At 39.0% G+C, this 19,292-nt stretch carries 15 protein-coding genes; 14 read left to right on the forward strand and 1 reads right to left on the reverse strand.

Annotated features, from left to right (window positions below):
• The first annotated feature begins 49 nt into the window (after positions 1-49).
• The 5 genes from megL (at position 50) to BG04_RS19060 (ending at position 4,570) form a co-directional block, all read left to right on the forward strand.
• Positions 50-1,237 (forward strand): methionine gamma-lyase, encoded by a 1,188-nt coding sequence (gene megL, locus BG04_RS19040; protein ID WP_034653272.1) that lies wholly within the window; start codon positions 50-52, stop codon positions 1,235-1,237.
• 213 nt (positions 1,238-1,450) lie between these two features.
• Positions 1,451-2,695, forward strand: a complete 1,245-nt coding sequence (locus BG04_RS19045) for a Bcr/CflA family efflux MFS transporter (protein ID WP_016763558.1) — start codon at positions 1,451-1,453, stop codon at positions 2,693-2,695.
• A gap of 117 nt (positions 2,696-2,812) precedes the next feature.
• Positions 2,813-3,655: an aldo/keto reductase gene (locus tag BG04_RS19050; RefSeq protein WP_016763559.1), complete on the forward strand. Its 843-nt coding sequence runs from the start codon at positions 2,813-2,815 to the stop codon at positions 3,653-3,655.
• Between the two features lie 142 nt (positions 3,656-3,797).
• A complete protein-coding gene (locus BG04_RS19055; RefSeq protein WP_034653271.1) occupies positions 3,798-4,283 on the forward strand; it encodes a PaaI family thioesterase in 486 nt (161 codons plus the stop codon).
• Between the two features lie 38 nt (positions 4,284-4,321).
• The gene (locus BG04_RS19060; protein WP_013082444.1) at positions 4,322-4,570 is read left to right on the forward strand and encodes a hypothetical protein; all 249 of its coding nucleotides are present in this window, start codon (positions 4,322-4,324) and stop codon (positions 4,568-4,570) included.
• 152 nt (positions 4,571-4,722) lie between these two features.
• On the opposite strand, the gene zwf is transcribed toward BG04_RS19060, so the two are convergent.
• Positions 4,723-6,237: a glucose-6-phosphate dehydrogenase gene (gene zwf / locus BG04_RS19065; RefSeq protein WP_080743091.1), complete on the reverse strand. Its 1,515-nt coding sequence runs from the start codon at positions 6,235-6,237 to the stop codon at positions 4,723-4,725.
• Between the two features lie 164 nt (positions 6,238-6,401).
• Here zwf and hxlR point away from each other — a divergent pair, with 164 nt between their 5' ends.
• The 9 genes from hxlR to BG04_RS19110 all read left to right on the forward strand — a co-directional run bounded on the left by hxlR (position 6,402) and on the right by BG04_RS19110 (position 19,279).
• Positions 6,402-6,767, forward strand: a complete 366-nt coding sequence (gene hxlR / locus BG04_RS19070) for a transcriptional activator HxlR (protein ID WP_013056244.1) — start codon at positions 6,402-6,404, stop codon at positions 6,765-6,767.
• Positions 6,768-6,968: 201 nt separating this feature from the next.
• Entirely contained in the window at positions 6,969-7,610 is a 642-nt protein-coding gene (gene hxlA / locus BG04_RS19075; RefSeq protein ID WP_034653267.1) for a 3-hexulose-6-phosphate synthase, read from the forward strand.
• Positions 7,611-7,972: 362 nt separating this feature from the next.
• Entirely contained in the window at positions 7,973-10,396 is a 2,424-nt protein-coding gene (locus BG04_RS19080; RefSeq protein WP_034655247.1) for a GcvT family protein, read from the forward strand.
• Positions 10,397-10,426: 30 nt separating this feature from the next.
• Positions 10,427-11,587, forward strand: coding sequence for an N-methyl-L-tryptophan oxidase (solA, locus tag BG04_RS19085; RefSeq protein ID WP_016763565.1), 1,161 nt, complete (start codon positions 10,427-10,429; stop codon positions 11,585-11,587).
• A 66-nt stretch (positions 11,588-11,653) separates the two neighbouring features.
• Entirely contained in the window at positions 11,654-12,802 is a 1,149-nt protein-coding gene (locus BG04_RS19090) for an aromatic ring-hydroxylating oxygenase subunit alpha (RefSeq protein WP_034653266.1), read from the forward strand.
• 80 nt (positions 12,803-12,882) lie between these two features.
• Positions 12,883-14,136, forward strand: a complete 1,254-nt coding sequence (locus BG04_RS19095) for a quaternary amine ABC transporter ATP-binding protein (RefSeq protein WP_034653264.1) — start codon at positions 12,883-12,885, stop codon at positions 14,134-14,136.
• A gap of 2 nt (positions 14,137-14,138) precedes the next feature.
• Positions 14,139-15,002, forward strand: coding sequence for an ABC transporter permease (locus tag BG04_RS19100; RefSeq protein WP_034653262.1), 864 nt, complete (start codon positions 14,139-14,141; stop codon positions 15,000-15,002).
• Positions 15,003-15,023: 21 nt separating this feature from the next.
• Complete coding sequence (locus tag BG04_RS19105) at positions 15,024-15,905, forward strand: glycine betaine ABC transporter substrate-binding protein (RefSeq protein WP_034653260.1); 882 nt, start codon at positions 15,024-15,026, stop codon at positions 15,903-15,905.
• Positions 15,906-16,525: 620 nt separating this feature from the next.
• A complete protein-coding gene (locus BG04_RS19110; RefSeq protein ID WP_034653259.1) occupies positions 16,526-19,279 on the forward strand; it encodes a CHASE3 domain-containing protein in 2,754 nt (917 codons plus the stop codon).
• Positions 19,280-19,292: the final 13 nt, after the last annotated feature.

The following is a 19,292-nucleotide window of genomic DNA, read 5'->3' on the forward strand; positions in this document are numbered from 1 at the left end:
ACATTTTTCAGAAATGACATAGTGCTTGTGTGCATAAGGGGGAAGCCGTATGAACGAAAAAGAGAAATATCAGTTTGAAACAAAAGCCATTCACGCAGGGTATGAATCAAAACATCATTTTGATAGCTTAGCTCCGCCTATCTATCAAACGTCTACATTTACATTTTCATCTATAGAACAAGGTGCAAACCGGTTTAGCGGAGCAGAAGATGGTTATGTATATTCCCGGTTATCGAATCCAACGGTCACCATTTTAGAAGAGCGTATGGCACAGCTTGAAGAAGGAGAAGCCGCTTTGGCATTTGGATCGGGAATGGCTGCAGTATCCGCTGTATTGATTGGACTTACAAAAGCAGGCGATCATATTTTATGTTCTAAAGGAGTGTATGGATGCACATTTGGTCTCTTAGAAATGCTTGAGGAAAAATATCAAATCCATCATTCTTTCTCCAACTTGGAAACTGAGGAAGAAATTCTTGCTGCTATCAGAAAAGATACAGCATGTATTTATATTGAAACACCGATTAACCCGACTATGACTTTAGTAGATTTAGAGTTAGTTGCTTCTATCGCTAAACAAAAAGGAATTCCTGTGGTAGTAGACAATACCTTTTCAACTCCTTATTTGCAACAGCCGCTGAAGCTTGGGTGCGACTTAGTCATTCATAGCGCAACAAAATTTATTGGTGGACACGGAGATGTTGTAGCAGGAATTGTAGTAGGGAACGAAGAAGTTATTTCCGTACTGCGCAAAACGACGCAAAAAGATATCGGAGGCATTCTTTCACCGTTTGATGCTTGGCTATTACTCCGAGGCTTAAAAACGCTGGCCGTTCGAATGGATCGTCACTGTGAGAATGCTGAACATATCGCAAAACAATTAAGTCTCCACCCCAAGGTGAAAGCCGTTTATTATCCAGGTGATAAAAAAAGCACTGCTTATTCTCTCATGCAAAAGCAAATGAAAAAAGGAGGGGGGCTTCTCTCCTTTGAAGTGAAAGGAGGTTATGAAGAAACCGTAAAAGTGGTTAATCAGCTTAAGCTCATTTCTATTGCGGTGAGTCTTGGAGATGCTGAAACACTTATTCAGCATCCTGCCTCGATGACGCATGCAGTTGTGCCGGAACAAACTCGGAAAGAAATGGGAATTTCAAACGAACTCCTTCGTTTATCAGTTGGACTGGAAGCATGGGAAGATATTATGAGAGATTTACAGCAGGCATTAGATAGTATATAACAAACGTTCAAACAACGCTTGAAGTATCTTAAGGATATTTCAGGCGTTGTTTTTTGAATATCAACCGCATGTCATCACTCATACATCCTTTTTTGCGAATAGAACTTTACCTACATCTTTAGACAAATGTCCTAGACAGAAGAGATGCCTTTCAATAGACTAAAGGTTATCTGTAAAAATACAATATTTAGGTGAGGAAGGTGCTCTGCTATTATGCTTCATAACCCAACTGGAAAAAAACGTCTAGGATTGGCGTTTCTCCTCAGCACGCTTGCGATATTAGGTCCCCTTAATATCGATATGTATTTGCCAAGTTTCCCTGCTATTGCTGATCATTTAGATGCGCGAGCTTCACTTGTTCAGCTTAGTTTAACATCGTGTTTATTAGGCCTTGCCATTGGTCAAATCGTGATCGGTCCAATCAGTGATGCGAAGGGACGAAAACGGCCTTTACTTATCTCCATCTCTTTATTTATGATATCGTCCTTGCTCTGTGCTTTGGCTCCTACTATTACAGCTTTAGTCATCGCACGCTTTTTACAAGGGTTTACGGCTTCGGCAGGAGTTGTTCTTTCTCGAGCCATTGTCAGAGACGTTTTTAGTGGAAGAGAGCTTACGAAGTTTTTTGCTCTGTTAATGGTTATCAATGCCTTTGCGCCAATGATAGCACCAATGGCCGGAGGTGCTATTTTACTTCTTCCTTTTGCAAGCTGGCATACTATTTTCTTGTTTTTAAGTTTAATAGGTCTTTTAATTGTTCTAACAATCTCAATGCGTTTAAAAGAAACTTTGCCAATTGAAAATAGAACGCCAAGCTCAATTGGTCATTCCGTTCGCACGATGGGCAGTTTATTACAAGACCGTTCTTTTATTGGGTATGCCTTAATTGTCGGACTGGTCCACGGAGGAAGCTTTGCTTATGTATCAGGCACTCCATTTGTCTATCAAGGGATCTACCATGTTTCTCCGCAAATTTTCAGCATTTTGTTTGGGATTAACGGCTTGGCCATTGTGACTGGAAGCTTTATTATAGGGCGCTTTAGCGGAATTCTTCATGAAAGAAGCCTGCTTCGCATTGCCGTGATTACGGCTGTAAGTGCTACTAGCGTACTTCTTATCATGACCATGCTTAAAGGGCCGCTAGCTACGATTGTTATTCCCATTTTTATTTACATGATCTCTATAGGAATGACGATCACAGGCTCGGTGACATTGGCAATGAAAAATCAAGGACATAGAGCAGGAAGTGCGAGTGCCGTGTTAGGCATGCTTCCGCTAACTTTAGGATCAATTGTTTCTCCTTTAGTGGGTATTAACGAAACCACAGCGATTCCGATGGCTGCTATTTTATTTAGTACGGCGCTTTTAGGTTTTGTAGCTTTCTTTACGTTAACTAAAAACAAGAAAGAAACAGAAAAGTGCGAAGTTAATGAGTTTAAAACGGAGGTTTCTCCGTAATCACTTTTTTGATTGTTTGAAAGCATCACTCCTTTGTGAAAATGAGTGGTGCAAATTTATTCAAGTATTGGATAATATATGCTAACCTTAGGGCATGATCGAAAGGAGTGGATAATAATGAGTAAAGTAATTCCTGAAATAACCCTTAATGACGGGGTAACCTTGCCTGCTATAGGTTTTGGTACATATAAGCTTAACGGAAATGAAGGAGTCAACGCTATAACGAGTGCGATTGATGTAGGGTATCGTCTAATTGATACAGCTTATAATTACGAAAATGAAGGCACCGTGGGCCAAGCTCTTCGAAGAACACCGGTTTCTAGACAAGAACTATTCGTTACATCTAAACTCCCAGGGCGCTACCATATGTATGATAAAGCAATTCCTACTATCCAAGAATCTTTATATCGCGCGAATTTAGACTATTACGATTTGTATCTTATTCATTGGCCTAATCCTAAACAAGATCATTATGTAGAAGCTTGGCAAGCATTGATTGATGCGAAGCGCTGGGGCTTAATTCGTTCAATTGGTGTTTGTAATTTTCTTCCCGAGCATGTTGAGCGCTTGGAAAAAGAGACCGGCATTTTGCCAAGTATCAATCAAATAGAACTGCATCCTTTTTTTAATCAACATCAATATCGAAATTGGTATCAGGAGAAAAACATTCAAATTGAATCTTGGAGTCCGCTAGGGCGAGCAAGTGCTGTTTTAGAAAATGAAACAATTAAACAAATTGCCGACCGTCATAATAAAACAGTTTCACAAGTAATTTTGCGATGGCATTATCAGCTAGGAGCGATTTCAATTCCAAAATCGTCATCTCGCAAGCGGCAGCTTGAAAACATATCCATTTTTTCATTTTCTTTAGATGAAACTGAGATGAATATGATTTCAGAATTAAATCGCGAGGATGGAAGACTTAATAATCAAGACCCCTCTGCTTATGAAGAATTTTAATTATAAAGCCTCACTTACTTTTTAAGTGAGGCTTTTCTTCTATTATGGTTTTTAGTTATTTAAGCTTGAAAATAGTCCGTTTAGTTCTAACGATTGTAGAAGAAAATGTGTTAAAATATTCCGAAAAAAGGAGTGGTGAACCATGGGAAAAGTAGTAAAAGCGATTCAAGACGAATATCCGGATGATTTTGCATGGTGTTACGGATGCGGCCGATTAAATCAGGAAGGCTATCATTTTCGGACAGGATGGTTAGGAGAAAAAACCATTACCCTTTATACACCTAAGCCTGAACATACAGCTATACCAGGATTTGTTTATGGAGGACTTCTTGCATCACTGATTGATTGCCATGGAACAGGCTCTGCTTCTCTTGCTCTATACCGTAAAAATGGCTACGAAATAGGAGATTCAGCAGAGCCGCCGCGATTTGTTACCGGTTCTCTCCACGTGGATTTTAAAAAACCAACGCCGCAGGGTGAAGTACTAAAAGCAATAGGAACGGTTGAAGAAATTCACCCGAAGAAATGGAGAGTTAAAACAGAAGTATACGCGAGTGACATCATTGTTGCGACCGGAGAAGTTGTAGCAGTTGTTATGCCAAGTACGTTTAAACAAAAAGAAGACTAAAAAATGTAAAACAGTTACATAAAAAGGGAGGAAAAGGTATGGGTAAATGTAATTTAGACCACTCGGTAGAAGATGTACAGCAGAAGTTTAACTCGCAGTCACAATGGCTGCCAGAAGATATTCGCTCGTTATTTCATGAGTTTCTCGTACGAAATCCTTCGCAAACAACATTAAACGAGATGTTTCATTTGCTGAAGAAATATGATTTGGTTGATGAACAAGAAAGAAAAGAGCGAGATCGAAAAATCAAATGGCTGATATTAAATAAAGAAAATACGAACAACTAGAAGCAACTACATGCAGTAAACCTACGTTTACGACCACAGTGAAAAAGTCCGAACGAGTTGGATTCTCCATCAAGAATCTCGCTTCATCGTTCGGATCTTTCTTCAAATAAAATGCTTTTACCCCAGCCTCTTTTTAACGAGATTAAAAGTAATCACCACCACTTAAACCCGTCGTCTTCTAACAAATGATTTGAAGCCGCTGGTCCCATCGTACCCGCAGGATAAAAATGAAGAGGAAAACGTTCATCATTAAAAACTTCTAAAATAGGTTGCACCCATTTCCAAGATAATTCAACTTCTTCCCAATGAGCAAAAAATGTGGAATCTCCCTGTAAAGCATCAACTAACAGCAGTTCATAAGCTTCGGGTACTTCTCTTTGATTTGTTGAGAAATTGATAAAAATAGGTTCGATTTTATTATCATTCAAAGGGTTTTTGCTGTTTAATTGCAGTGATATACCTTCATTTGGGCTGATTTCGACAACCAAAAGGTTGGGAATAACTTCTTCGTCTGTATAAACATCCTTTAAAGGATGTTTAAATTCAATGACGATACGCGTGCATTTTTTACTCATTCTTTTTCCTGTGCGAAGATAGAAAGGTACTCCTTTCCAAAGCTCATGATCAATCCATACCCGCACTGCTATAAATGTATCATTAACGGAAGCAGCATTGATGCCGGGCTCATCTTTATATCCTATAACGGAACGATTTTGGATTTTTCCCGCTTCGTATTGACCTCTTATGACGTTCGAATGGATAAACTCTTTTTGTAGAGGACGAAGGCTTTTCATAATTTTTATCTTTTGTTGGCGAGTCTTTGCGATGTTAAGTGTCTTTGGCAGCTGCATGGCAGTCATCATAAGCATTTGAAGCATATGGTTTTGGAGCATATCCCTAATTGCACCGGCCTGATCATAGTAAGGCGCTCTTTCTTCTACACCAACTGTTTCACTAGCTGTAATTTGGACATTTGCAACGTAGTGATGATTCCATAGTGCTTGTAAAATAGGGTTTGCAGATGCTAAAGCCTCCAAATTTTGGATCATTGGTTTTCCTAGATAGTGGTCGATACGATAAATCTCTTCTTCATTGAACGTTTCAGTAAGCTTTTGATTTAACACTTGAGCAGATTGTAAATCGTGTCCGAAAGGCTTTTCGATAATAAGACGTTTCCAGCCTTTTGTAGATCCTAATCCGCCGCTGTTTATATTTGAAGCAATGACGTCTACAAATTCAGGAGCCACTGATAAATAGAAAAGACGATTTTCAGGAATATTTAATTCTGCTTCGCCTTCTTGAATAGCATGCAGCAACTGGTCATATCCATCACTATTGGTAACATCCATTTTATGATAGCGAACTGTCTTAAGAAATTCTTTTATCTTGGATTCACCTTGTCTAAAGCGCCTTGAAAAAGTCTTTACTGATTCTTCTACATATATTTGAAAGGCATCATCAGACCAGTTGCTTCTATCCGTACCAACAATAGAAAAGGAAGAAGGAAGCTTTTTATCTAAAAATAAATTATATAACGCAGGAAAAATTTTTCTTTTAGCTAAATCTCCTGTTGCTCCAAATAAGATAAAGGTCATGGAATCCACTTCTAACGCTTGTGGTGAATGAGACTTGAGACAATTATCACGTGAACGAGCTACACTGCCCAATTGATCTCCTCCTTTATTTTAACGGTCTATTGCAGTGAATATAGTCTTTTACCACCTTTACAGATTACAGTATAGCAGGTACAATTTTCCTTTATAAGTAGACACTTTATTTTCATATAGTGTCTAAAACTATACTATTACGCATAAAAAGGGAGGAAAAAGGATTGAGCAGACTTTTTAGCAAAACGTTTAACTGTGAAAAGGAATTAACGTTAACGATTATTGGAGGCAAGTGGAAAATGCTGATTATGTGGCACCTAGGAAAAGAAGGGACGAAACGATTTGGGGAGTTAAAGTCCATGATGCCGGGAATTACTCAGCGAATGTTAGTAAGTCAGCTGCGAGAATTGGAAGAAGATCAAATCGTTCACCGAAAAGTCTATCCGGTTGTCCCTCCAAAAGTTGAATATTCCTTGACTGAACACGGGAGAAGCTTGATGCCCATCCTTGAGAGCATGGATGAGTGGGGAAAAAATTATATGGAAACCGTTATAGAGCCTGAAATGAATAATTCCAGCCATATGGGTTAAAATCTTTTGGTGAGAAGGATAAAACCACTCTTATTATTCAGAATTTTCTAAAATAAATACAAATGATACGCTGCATTGAAGCGTCCATAGTATATTTTTAGTGACTATATGTTTTAAAAGTGCCTACTTTTTTTTTGAAAGTAACGGTTTTACAATGAATTCATGCTAGACAACCCCATTTAATGAAGGAGTGAAGTAAGTATGGAACTTCAATTAGCATTGGATCTTGTAAATATTTCAGAGGCAAAAGAAGTAGTGCAGGAGGTTCAAGAGTATATCGATATTGTAGAAATTGGAACTCCAGTTGTAATTAACGAAGGGCTAAAAGCAGTCAAAGAAATCAAGGAAGCCTTTCCGTCTTTAAAGGTATTAGCTGATTTAAAAATTATGGATGCAGGTGCTTACGAAGTAATGAAAGCTTCTGAAGCGGGTGCTAGTATTATTACGATTCTTGGCGCTACTGATGATTCGACTATAAAAGGCGCTGTAGAAGAGGCCAAAAAACAAGGAACACAAATTCTTGTTGATATGATTAATGTAAAAAACCTTGAGCAACGTGCAAAAGAAGTCGATGCGCTCGGTGTTGACTATATTTGTGTACACACAGGGTATGATCTTCAAGCTGAAGGAGAAACCCCGTTCGAGCAGCTTCAAACGATTAAACGAGTTGTAAAACATGCAAAAACAGCGGTGGCAGGAGGTATTAAACTGAATACACTTCCTGAAGTCGTGCAATCACAGCCGGATCTTGTGATTGTAGGCGGGGGGATTACAAGTGAAAAAGACAAAAGAAACGTTGCAGAAGAAATGAAAAAAGTAGTCAAACAAGCAACTTTGGTCTAAAAATAAGCAAAAGTATTTAAGCCTTCAAAATTAATTAATCGGTAAATGGTTTAAAAAGAAGATAGCTAAGTTATTTTAGCTATCTTCTTTCCGTCATTTTTGATATAACCATTCATTGATAAGTGTCATTTTGACAGATAGATAGTTTCTTTAAAATTCGTTATTCGAAAGAAAAAGACGGCAGTTTTTCTGATATTTTAAAGTTAAGAAAGCGTTATCCGAACATTAGCGGAAGAAAGTCTAAAAAAATCTATGTCACACTTTTTAACAAAATACTTTGAAAATTATGAATCTTAAAAATATAATTAACTATCGACAATATTTAACATCTTCAAACCAAAAAAGGAGGGAGATATAAAGTGATGGAACATAAGAGGATAGTAGTGATAGGAGCTGGAATTGTCGGGTGCAGCATTGCCTACTATTTAAGTAAAATGGGGCAAAGAAACATAACAGTGATTGAGCAAGGCCCTTTGTTCGAAACGGGAGGATCTACTTCTCACGCTCCGGGGCTTGTATTTCAGCTTAGCTTTTCAAAAGTCCTGACAACACTAGCTTCTCAAACAGTCGAGACCTTTAAAGAGTTGAGTACAGATGAACAGCGCTCGTTTTATCCTGTCGGCAGTTTAGAAGTTGCCCGTACACCAGAGCGATTAGAAGACCTAAAGAGAAAGGCTGGTGTTGCCAGCTCATGGGGAATCGAAGCTCTTCTTCTTTCACCGCAGGAATGCGCGGAAAAAAATTCGTTGATTTGTCCTGATCGTATTTGCGGAGGTCTCTATGTTCCTTCAGACGGTATTGCCAAACCTTTGCATGCCGTTGATAAAATGACTCGTTTTTCTAAAGAGTGCGGAGTAGAATTTTACGGTCATACAGAAGTGACGAATATCGAAGTGACAAATGGTCAAGTAAAAGCAGTGTACACGAGCGCTGGAAAATTTGAAGCAGATGTAATCGTGTGCTGTGCCGGATTTTGGGGACCTCGCATCGGAGAAATGGTCGGTGTAACAATTCCTCTTCAGCCGATGGCTCATCAATATGTGTTTACAAATGATTTACTTGAATTAAACGGAGAAACGGAAGAAGTCGCGACTCCTCTTATTCGAGATCAAGATAATGCAATTTATTTTCGTCAGGTAGACAAAGGGCTTGGGATTGGATCATATCAGCATGAGCCGTTTCCAATCGAACTCAGTGACATTACAAAATACGGAGAAACAAAAGAAATGCCTTCTGTTAAACCTTTTACACCAAAAGATTTTGAAAAACCGTGGGAAGATGCATTGGAACTAATTCCGGCATTAAAACAGCCAGGAATAAAAAAAGGAATGAACGGCATTTTTTCCTTCACACCTGATGGGATGCCGCTGCTTGGCGAATCACAAGCAGTAGGGGGATTTTGGGTAGCCGAAGCCATATGGGTAACGCACTCTGCAGGTGTCGCTAGGCAAATGGCTGAATGGCTGATGAATGGTGCACCGACTGTGGATTTGGAGCTATGCGATATTAATCGTTTCGATACGTATGCATGCAGCCCTGTTTATTACAAACAGCGGTCTATTGAAGAATATGAAGAGGTTTATAGCATTCATCATCCATTTATGCAGCGAAAAGTATCGCGAAACATGCGCGTAAGTCCATTTTATATGCGTCAGCAAGAACTAAAAGCGTATTTTAACGAAAAAGCAGGGTGGGAGCAGCCGCAGTGGTATGAAGCTAACTATCCGCTTATATCCACATATGAAAAGAAGATGGTTATAAGAAAGGGGTGGTCGGCTGAATATTGGTCACCGATTATCGAGGCTGAACAGTTGCATACTCGTCAGTACGCGGCGATTTACGATACAACGGCAGCAAAGAAAAGGTTGGAAATTAAAGGGGAAGGAGCTCTCCAGTTTTTACAGAAGCTAACGACAGGAAATATAGACATTACAGTAGGGCAAAGCATACGTACGTGTATGTTGCATGAGCGAGGCGGCATAAAAGATCAAATAATGGTTATTCGCAAAAATATATCCACTTTCTTGATTGTTTGTACGGGAGCCGTAGAAGCAAGCTGGATTCAAAAACACGTGCCTCAAAACGGTCAAGTTGTTTTTCAAGATGTAACGTCAGGGACATGCAGTATAGCATTAATTGGTCCTAAAGCTACAGGAGTAATGAAGTCCGTGGTTCAATGCTCAGAACTTAGCAGCACTTGGATTGAAGGGCAAGCGAAAACCTTGTTTATTGAAAAGAGTTCAGTTCTTGCTCTGCGTGATTCCTACGGGGGAATGGAGAGCTGGGAGTTGATTACGACTTCTGATCAAGGTCTGAATTTATGGGATGTATTAATTGAGCAAGGACAGCCTTATCAGCTGATTGCCGCGGGAGACCGAGCTCTTGAAAATCTTCGAATTGAATCTTTTTCGTTAAAAAGCGGGAAAGACTTTTGGAGCGAGCATCATCCATATGAAGTTAACCTTCATGAAATGGTTGATTTAACAAAACCAGTTTTTATTGGAAAAGAGGCATTGCTTGATCGTCAGCGAAAAGATTCTGAAACAGTATTAGCGACGCTCATATTAGATGATCCTTCAGCGATAGTAATGGGATATGAACCGGTCTTTTATGGAGAAACAGCCCTCGGATTTGTGACAAGTGCCGGCTATTCATACAGCTTAGGAAAAGGAATTGTACACACTTTATTATCTCAAGCTGTACATGAAGAAATGGTTTTAGAAGTTGAATACTTTGGTCAGCGTTATAAAGCAACAATGATGACACACTCCCCAGCGGTAGTTTAATTGATCAATCGAAAGACAGGAGGAATGCAGATGTCAACACATTATGATGTCATTATTATCGGATTAGGAGCTATGGGGAGTACGGCTGCTTATCAGCTCGCCAAAAAAGGTCAGCGGGTATTGGGGTTAGAACAATACGGTCCCGCTCATGACCTAGGATCGAGTCACGGCGGTTCTAGAATCATTCGACAGTCGTATTTTGAAGACCCTGCTTACGTTCCATTATTGCTTCGCGCCTACGAATTATGGAATGAAATTGAAAGAGAAAGCGGTCAAGAAATTCTTACGGTTACCGGTGGACTTATGATGGGACCTCCTGATAGCTTGACGGTTTCTGGAAGCATCGAAAGCTCTAAACAGTGGAATCTTGCGTATGAGATTCTAGAAGCAAAGGATATTTACAAACGGTTTCCGGCGTTTACACCTTCACCTGCTACGGTTGCTCTATATGAAGAAAGAGCTGGATTCGTTAGGCCGGAAGCGAGCGTATATACTCACCTTCTTCAAGCAGAAAAGTACGGAGCTGAGCTTCATTTTTTTGAGGAAGTGGTGTCGTGGGAAGCTCATCCTTCTGGTGAAGGCGTGCGCGTTATAACAGCTAATGGAGTATATGAAGCTGGAAAAATCATTATTTCTGCAGGCGCTTGGGCACCTGATTTATTACGGGATTTGGGTGTTAGCTTACAAGTAGAGCGTCATGTGCAAATGTTTTTTGAACCAACACAAGGAATAGATATTTTTTCAGTGGGAAAACAGCCGATTTATATTTGGGAAGCAGATGATTATGTACAGTTGTATGGTTTCCCTTCGTTTGGATTAAAGGCTGAAGGAGCAAAAGTGGCGTTTTTTCGAAAAGGAACAGCGTGTACGCCGGAAACGATTGATCGAAATATATATGAAGACGAAGTGAACATGATGCGGCACTATCTAGCTCAAGGTATTCCACAGCTTAACGGTCGATTTTTACAAGGGAAAACGTGCATGTATACCAATACACCAGATGAACATTTTGTCATTTCACTGCATCCTGAATATCCTCAAGTAGCGATTGCAGCTGGATTTTCTGGACATGGTTTTAAGTTTGCAAGCGTAGTAGGAGAGATTTTAGCAGATTTAGTGATAGAGGGAAAAACTAATCACCCAATTGATTTGTTTACTCCGCAGCGATTTGCGGCGAATAAAATAGTATAAATCGTCGTCAGCTCTTGCGAATGGTTCTATTTAAATGTTTCTAAAGAAGCGAAGGAGGAATAGTAGATGGTTATGGAACATGGTTTAGTGAATGATAATGGGAGACTTGAGCCCACGTTGAGAGGAGAGCTGTATACATCTTCGGACATTTTTAAGTTAGAAAAAGATCATATATTTTCTAAATCATGGAGTTTAGTTGCATTTGAATACGAAATAGCGGAACCAGGACAATATATTACGACGAGAGTTGAAGGCGAAAATATTTTAATTACTAGAGGAAAAGATCACGTGCTGCGTGGATTCTTGAACGTATGTCGGCATCGAGGAGCTAAGCTGTGCAGCCAATCATCCGGTAAAGCAGGTGTTATTCGCTGTCCATATCATTCGTGGAGCTATAGCTTAGATGGTGATTTAGTGGGCGTTCCTAACACAAGCCGCTGTCGAGAAGAACTCGTGCATAATGAAAATTACGGACTAACATCCGTTCACATTAAAGTGTGGCACGGCATGGTTTGGGTTAATTTATCTGACAATCCTATATCTGTTGAATATCAGCTAGACGCACAAATTTTTGATCGTTTTGGAGAACTTTATACGTTTGCTAGATATGAAATTCAAAACTTGAAATCCGCTCATCGTGAAGAATATGAAGTCGAGGCAAACTGGAAGCTTATTGTAGAAAACTTTCAAGAGTGCTATCACTGTTCCTCTATTCATCCTGAACTTACGGCAACGCTGCCTGAATTTCGTTCAGGAGTCGGCACTCAAAGTTCCGTGGGAGGCGGAGCTAAGTTTGGGAATGAATTAGAAGCTTTTTCAATCAGCGGGAAAGGAAGCCGTCCTATGCTAAAAGGATTGCTTCCGGAAGATGACCGCACGTATTTTGGCATTACCGTTCTGCCGCTTGTATTTATCAATTTAACACCGGATCACGTTATTATTCATCGTATTATTCCAATTAGTGCGGAAAAGTCTAAAGTGATTTGTGAATGGTTATTCGACCCGGAAGAAATGGCTAAGCCTGATTTTGACCCAAAAGATGCCGTGGAATTATTTCATCGCGTTAATTTACAAGACTTTGAAGCGTGTGAGTGGTGTCAAGAAAATATGAGCTCAAAATCTTATAAAGAAGGAGGTATTTTAGTACCTATCGAACAGCACGTTTCTCAATTTTACAATTATGTATTGGAAGCAATCGGTATGAAGGTCGAATAGTAAGTAGAAGTGGTCTGACACGTTACCTTGAGGTGTCAGATCACCTCTAACAATCTACTTTAAAAAAAGGGGGAAATAAATTGAGTACAAGCTCTAAACTAACAGAACCCATTATCCGCGTTACCGATGTTTCAAAAGTATTTGGCCGTCAACAAGAACAGGCTCTTAAGCTACGAGAAGCTGGAGAAAGTAAATATGAAGTCGAACAAGCTACTAAGACAACCGTTGCTATTTACAATGCTCATTTCGAAGTGAAAAAGGGAGAAACCTTTGTGTTAATTGGATTATCAGGAAGCGGGAAATCTACTTTACTTCGATGCTTGAACGGGCTTGTAGAACCGACAGAAGGGACGGTATATCTAGAAAACACAGATATTTCTCATATGCCAAAAAGACAGCTTCAGGAAGTCCGGAGAAATAAAATTGGGATGGTCTTTCAAAATGTGGGCCTCCTTCCAAACCGCACCGTGATTGACAACATTACGTTCGGTCTAGAGATACAAGGTGTATCAGCAAATGAAAGAGAAAAGCGAGGGAAAAAGGCTCTTGAAATGGTGGGCTTAAATGGACAAGCTTATAAAAGAATTTATGAATTATCAGGAGGTATGCAGCAGCGGGTTGGACTAGCGAGAGCTCTTGCTTCTGAACAGGAGATTTTGCTGATGGATGAGCCTTTTTCAGCTTTAGATCCTCTTATTCGAAGAGATATGCAAAAGCTATTTCTTGATATTCAGGGAGAAGTACAAAAAACAGTTATTTTTGTGACGCATGATTTAGATGAAGCATTAACTTTAGGCCACCGGGCTGCCGTGATGAAAGACGGGGAAATTGTACAACTTGGAACCGCTGAAGATATTTTAAGTCAACCGGCAACCGGTTATGTAAAGCTGCTTGTTCAAGACGTTAATTACGGCAAAATTCGCCTTGCTAAAGACGCGGTGGTTCCGGTAGAAACGGCTGCCTATGAGTATGAATCACCGCAAGTCGTATTAAGAAGAATGAGAACCAATCATTTATCTACTATTTTTGTTCTTGATAGTGCTGACCGCTTATTGGGCTTAATGAGCATTTATACGGTGATGGAGCTGATAGAAGCTCATAAGCATGATTTAAAAGGCAAAGAAATGACACAGCCCCATTGTGTTAATCCAGATATGTCTTTACAAGAAATGATTCCTTTATTTACAGACAGTCATTCGCCTGTAGTCATTGTTGATAATCATCATCGCCTACAAGGTATGATTTCCCCAAGCACTCTTATTGCAAATCTCACTGAACGTACTGCAGTGACTGAGCAACAAGAAGTTAAGTCATATCAAATGGAGGTCCGATAAATATGATGGTAAATTCCGCGACGATTCCTCGTATCCCTTTAGATAAATGGGCAAACTCATTTGTTGATTACATGATTGATAGTTTTTCAGGTGTATTTACTGGAATCAACCAGATAATGACCAGCTTAATAAGCAGTCTCGAATGGGTATTGACCGCTTCTCCTCCGTTAGTAACGGTCGTTGTTTTTGTTCTATTAGCGCTATGGCTAACAGAGTGGAAGATAGCTGTATTTACGTGTTTTGGTTTACTTCTTATTATTAGCTTGAATTTATGGGAAGCATCGATGCTGACCTTATCTCTCGTTTTAGCTTCTACTATCATCTCACTTCTATTTGGCGTTCCTTTAGGCATATTATCACACCGCTTTAACAAAGTTGGAGCAGTGATAAAGCCCATTCTTGATATTATGCAAACAATGCCTGCTTTTGTTTACTTAATTCCGTCCGTACTTTTATTTGGATTAGGGAATGTTACAGCTCTTATTGCTACTTTTATTTTCGCAATGCCGCCTGCCGTTCGTCTGACGCTGCTTGGACTTCAGCAAGTTCCCCAAACCACTTTAGAAGCGGCAGAAGCTTTTGGAGCGACGGAATGGCAAAAATTAATTAAAGTCCAGCTGCCGCTCGCTTTGCCTATGATTATGTCGGGTGTAAACCAGGTTATTATGCTATCTCTTTCGATGGTTGTTATTTCTTCAATGGTCGGTGCAGGAGGCTTGGGTGCTGAGGTATTAAGAAGCATCAGTATGTTGGATGTAGGCTTAGGATTTATCGGCGGGATTGCAGTTGTCATTATTGCCGTTATTTTAGATCGTCTGACGCACCTTTCTACTCAAAAAAGAGAAGGTATTCAATCAAGCAAATAAAATGAATAAAGGTGGGAGTATATGAAACAATCAAAAAAAGTTCTTTTTATTATGCTAACAATCGTCATTATGCTGCTTGTCTCCGCATGCGGCAATAGCAATACGGCAAGCAGCGCGACGACTAAAAAAGAAATTACAATTGGATACATACCATGGGACGAAGCCGTAGCTGTTACGTTTCTATGGAAGGAATTATTAGAGGAAAAAGGCTATAAAGTTAAAGCAGTTCAAAGCGACGTAGCTCCGCTTTTCTCAGGAGTTGCTCAAGGAAACATTGATTTATTTTTGGATGTATGGATGCCGACCACCCATAGCTCTTATATGAAAAGATTTGGAAAACAAGTTGACGTGCTCGGTACTTGGTATGATCAAGCAGATAGCGGATTGGCCGTTCCCGACTACGTAGACGCGCAGTCACTAGCTGATTTAAAAAATAAGAAAGGTGAGTTTAACGGAAAGATTATTAGTATTGAACCAGGATCTGGAATAAACGGTCTTACTAAAGATCATGCGATGCCAAGCTATGAGTTAAAAGACTGGAATTTAGTAGAAAGCAGCACAGCCGCCATGTTATCGGAATTAGATAAAGCCATTGCTAATAAAGAACCCATTGTTGTTACGTTATGGCGCCCGCACTGGGCTTTTGAAAAGTATAATCTCAGATACTTAAAAGATCCCAAAAATACGATGAATCCAACTGGACCTGAAAAAATACAGTCGATTAGCAAAAAGGCATTTAAAGAAGATTATCCAGAAGCAGCAAAGTGGCTGAAAAATTTTTCTATTAGTGCCGATCAACTAGCATCTTTAGAATCAGAAATTAACAGTGCAAAAGACGAAACAAAAGGTGTGAAAAACTGGATTTCTAAAAATAAAAAAGTGAAGGAAAGCTGGGTAAAATAATAGAAGGAAAAGAAAAGGCTGTCTCATAAGTGAAGCTATTAACTTAGAGACGGTTTTTTTGTGAGAGAACTTTTTATCTGCAGCTTTTCTAACGGATTAAGGTCGATAAAAGCTCAAAAAATGAAAGTTTTTTAACCTGATATGTAAATTTAAAAAATATATTTAAATTTAAAAAAGTGGCATTGCTTTCTACTATCCAAGTACAATTTAAATAATGAATGCTTTACGTTTCGCATGTAAGTATTTATTTACACCTATGTTGTCATAATTTATGTGATTCCCAAAAGCATAAATTACTTTTCATTACCTTATTGTGTACAAAAATATTGTAAGATAGGCTCATGCTTTTAACAGCATGAGCCTATTTTTATAGACAGCTTGAAAATAGATATTTCCAAACTGGAAAATTAATCTTTCCCTCTTGTACAATAAATATTCTTCTGTACAAAAATAGAGTGTATAATAGGAATGTTGAATTGATAGGAAAAAGAGAGAAGCCCTATCAAGTAAAGGAAGATGGAGTGGAGAGTGTGTACTGAAAGTAAAATTGTCCAGCGGCAAAAATAAACATGTTTTTCGAATGCTTCTAGAAGAATATCTAGAATGAAAGTAGGAACATTATGGAAAAGAAAATGAGGTTTGGCATCAAATCCAAAATTATTATTGGATATTTAATTGTTATTGTCTGTTTATTTATTGCATTTATTGTTTTAAACAGTCAAATTTCATCTTTGCAAAAAGAACGAAATTTTATCATTGATCATGATATTGAAGTGCATGATCTGACCAATCGAATTGAAAAACACCTGCTCGATATGGAAACCGGACAAAGAGGCTATATTATTACAGGAGAAGCGAGTTACTTAGAACCTTATAACAGCGCAGCATCAAGTTGGGAAAAAGATTATAATGCACTGTATCAGCTTCTAAATAATAATCCAAATCAGCAGGAGAACCTGGAGAAGATTAAAGGAAGCATTCAAGACTGGATTGAAGCCGCTGGTGAACCGACCATTGCATTAAAAAAAGAAAATAATACAAAAGAGCTTCAGCAGTTTTTTGAGAAAGATCCTGGGCGCCAGTATATGGATGATATACGCAGCCAGTTTACTTCTTTTAGAAATGTAGAGAAAAAATCGACTGAAACAAGAGCAACAGAGTTAGACGAGAAAAATCAAAAAATTAAAATTGGACTTTACGGTTTGCTGTTATTTGTTACGCTTATTTCACTTGCTATCGCTATTGTTTTGTCCAATTCCATTGTGAATACGATTAAAGAAGTTACGCAAACGATCAAACAAATTACGGCTGCAAAAGGCGAGTTAAAAGGAAGAATTAAAGTTCGATCTAATGATGAAATTAAAGATTTAGGGATAGCCACGAACGCGTTGTTAGAAAATATTGAAGAGCGAAACTGGCTGCAAACGAACATTGCTCACGCTGTAACGATGTACCAAGGCATAGCATCTGTAGACAAGCTTGCGGAAAAATTTCTCTTTACGGTTTCAGAAATGACAGGAGCTTCTTTCGGAGCATTTTATGTTCGAGAAGAAAATGATAAAGGAGATCTATTCGTCAAACAAGCTGCTTTTGCAGATAGAAAAGGCGACGCGGGAAGAGAGAGCTTTTTAATAGGTGAAGGGCTCATTGGACAAGCTGCTTTAGAAAAAAGAACCCTTGTCATAAACGATGTACCTGACACATACCAGCTCATTGCTTCAGGATTAGGAGACGTAAAACCTAAGAGTATTTTTATTGTACCCGTCTTGTTTGAAGATGAAGTAATTGCAGTCATCGAGCTGGCATCGCTGCACGAATTTACAGTTTTAGAGCAAGAACTTATTAGTCAAGTGATTGAAACGTTTGGTCTCACTATCAATGGTGTAATCAGACGTATGGAAATTGCCCGTCTATTAAAAGAATCTCAGGCGATGACAGAAGAGCTCCAGGCTCAGTCTGAAGAACTTCAAACACAATCAGAAGAACTGCAAATGCAGTCTGAAGAGCTGCGTATGATTAATGAACAGCTAGAAGAAAGAACAAAAGATGCAGAAGAAAAATCGTTTGAATTAGAGGCTGCAAAAGAAGATTTAGAAGAAAAAGCGCATCAGCTGGAATTGAATTCTCAATACAAATCTGAATTCCTTGCTAATATGTCGCACGAGCTTCGAACACCGCTTAATAGCATTCTTATTCTGTCTGAAATGCTTGAGGAAAATGCGGCTAAAACGCTATCTGAAGATGAAGAAGAATATGCTCGTATTATCCATTCTTCAGGAAAAGACTTGTTGGCGTTAATCAACGACATCTTGGATTTATCAAAAGTAGAGTCTGGAAAACTAGATGTCTTGCTTGCTGAGATGAATATGAGTGAGCTTCCAGATCAAATTGAACGTAATTTCAGCCACGTTGCTGAACAGAAAAAAGTACAATTAAAAATTAATAAAGCACAAGATGTACCGGACATCATTCACACAGATGAAAAGAGATTCCAGCAAATTGTGAAAAATCTTTTATCAAATGCATTTAAATTTACGGAATCGGGATCTGTCACAGTATCCATTCAACGAGTAGCTGACCATCGTCTTACAACAGCTATGCGTACAGTAGATACGGATTGCTGGCTAGAAATAGCTGTAGCTGATACAGGGATTGGTATACCAAAAGAAAAGCATCAGCTTATTTTTGAAGCGTTTCAGCAGGCGGATGGAGCTACGGTTCGCAAGTACGGAGGAACGGGACTTGGCTTATCTATTTGCAGTGAGTTTGCAAAATTATTGGGCGGCTGGATTTCCCTAAGCAGTGAAGTAGGAAAAGGAAGTACGTTTACACTCTATCTTCCTAGTCTCTCTAACGGTCTTGTTGACTATAAAAAAGTAAATTTTGCATATGAAGAAGTAGCAGTATCTGTAGAAGAAGCTGAACCTGAAGCAGAAATAACTGAAATTGACCATCCTATACAACCAGTTGAACCTTCATTGCAAGATGATGAAAATGTGTTTCAGGATAAGCGAGTGCTCATCGTAGATGATGACCAGCGCAACATCTTTGCCTTAAAAACTGCGCTAGCTAAACAAGGTATGACCATTATGACAGCTCATAACGGAATAGAGTGTCTTGAAATGATGAAGGATAGTGAACCATTTGATCTCATTTTAATGGATATTATGATGCCGCAAATGGACGGATATGAAGCGATGCAGAAAATTAGAGGAGAGCTAAAGCTTGTTGATTTGCCTATTATTGCATTAACCGCTAAAGCGATGAAAAATGATCGTGAAAAATGCTTGGAAGCTGGAGCATCAGATTATATCAGCAAACCTTTAGATTTAAATCAGCTGTTCTCCGTTATGCGTGTATGGCTAGTAAATTAAGCGGGGTATGAAA

The organism is Priestia megaterium NBRC 15308 = ATCC 14581 (genome assembly GCF_000832985.1).
Lineage (GTDB): Bacteria > Bacillota > Bacilli > Bacillales > Bacillaceae_H > Priestia > Priestia megaterium.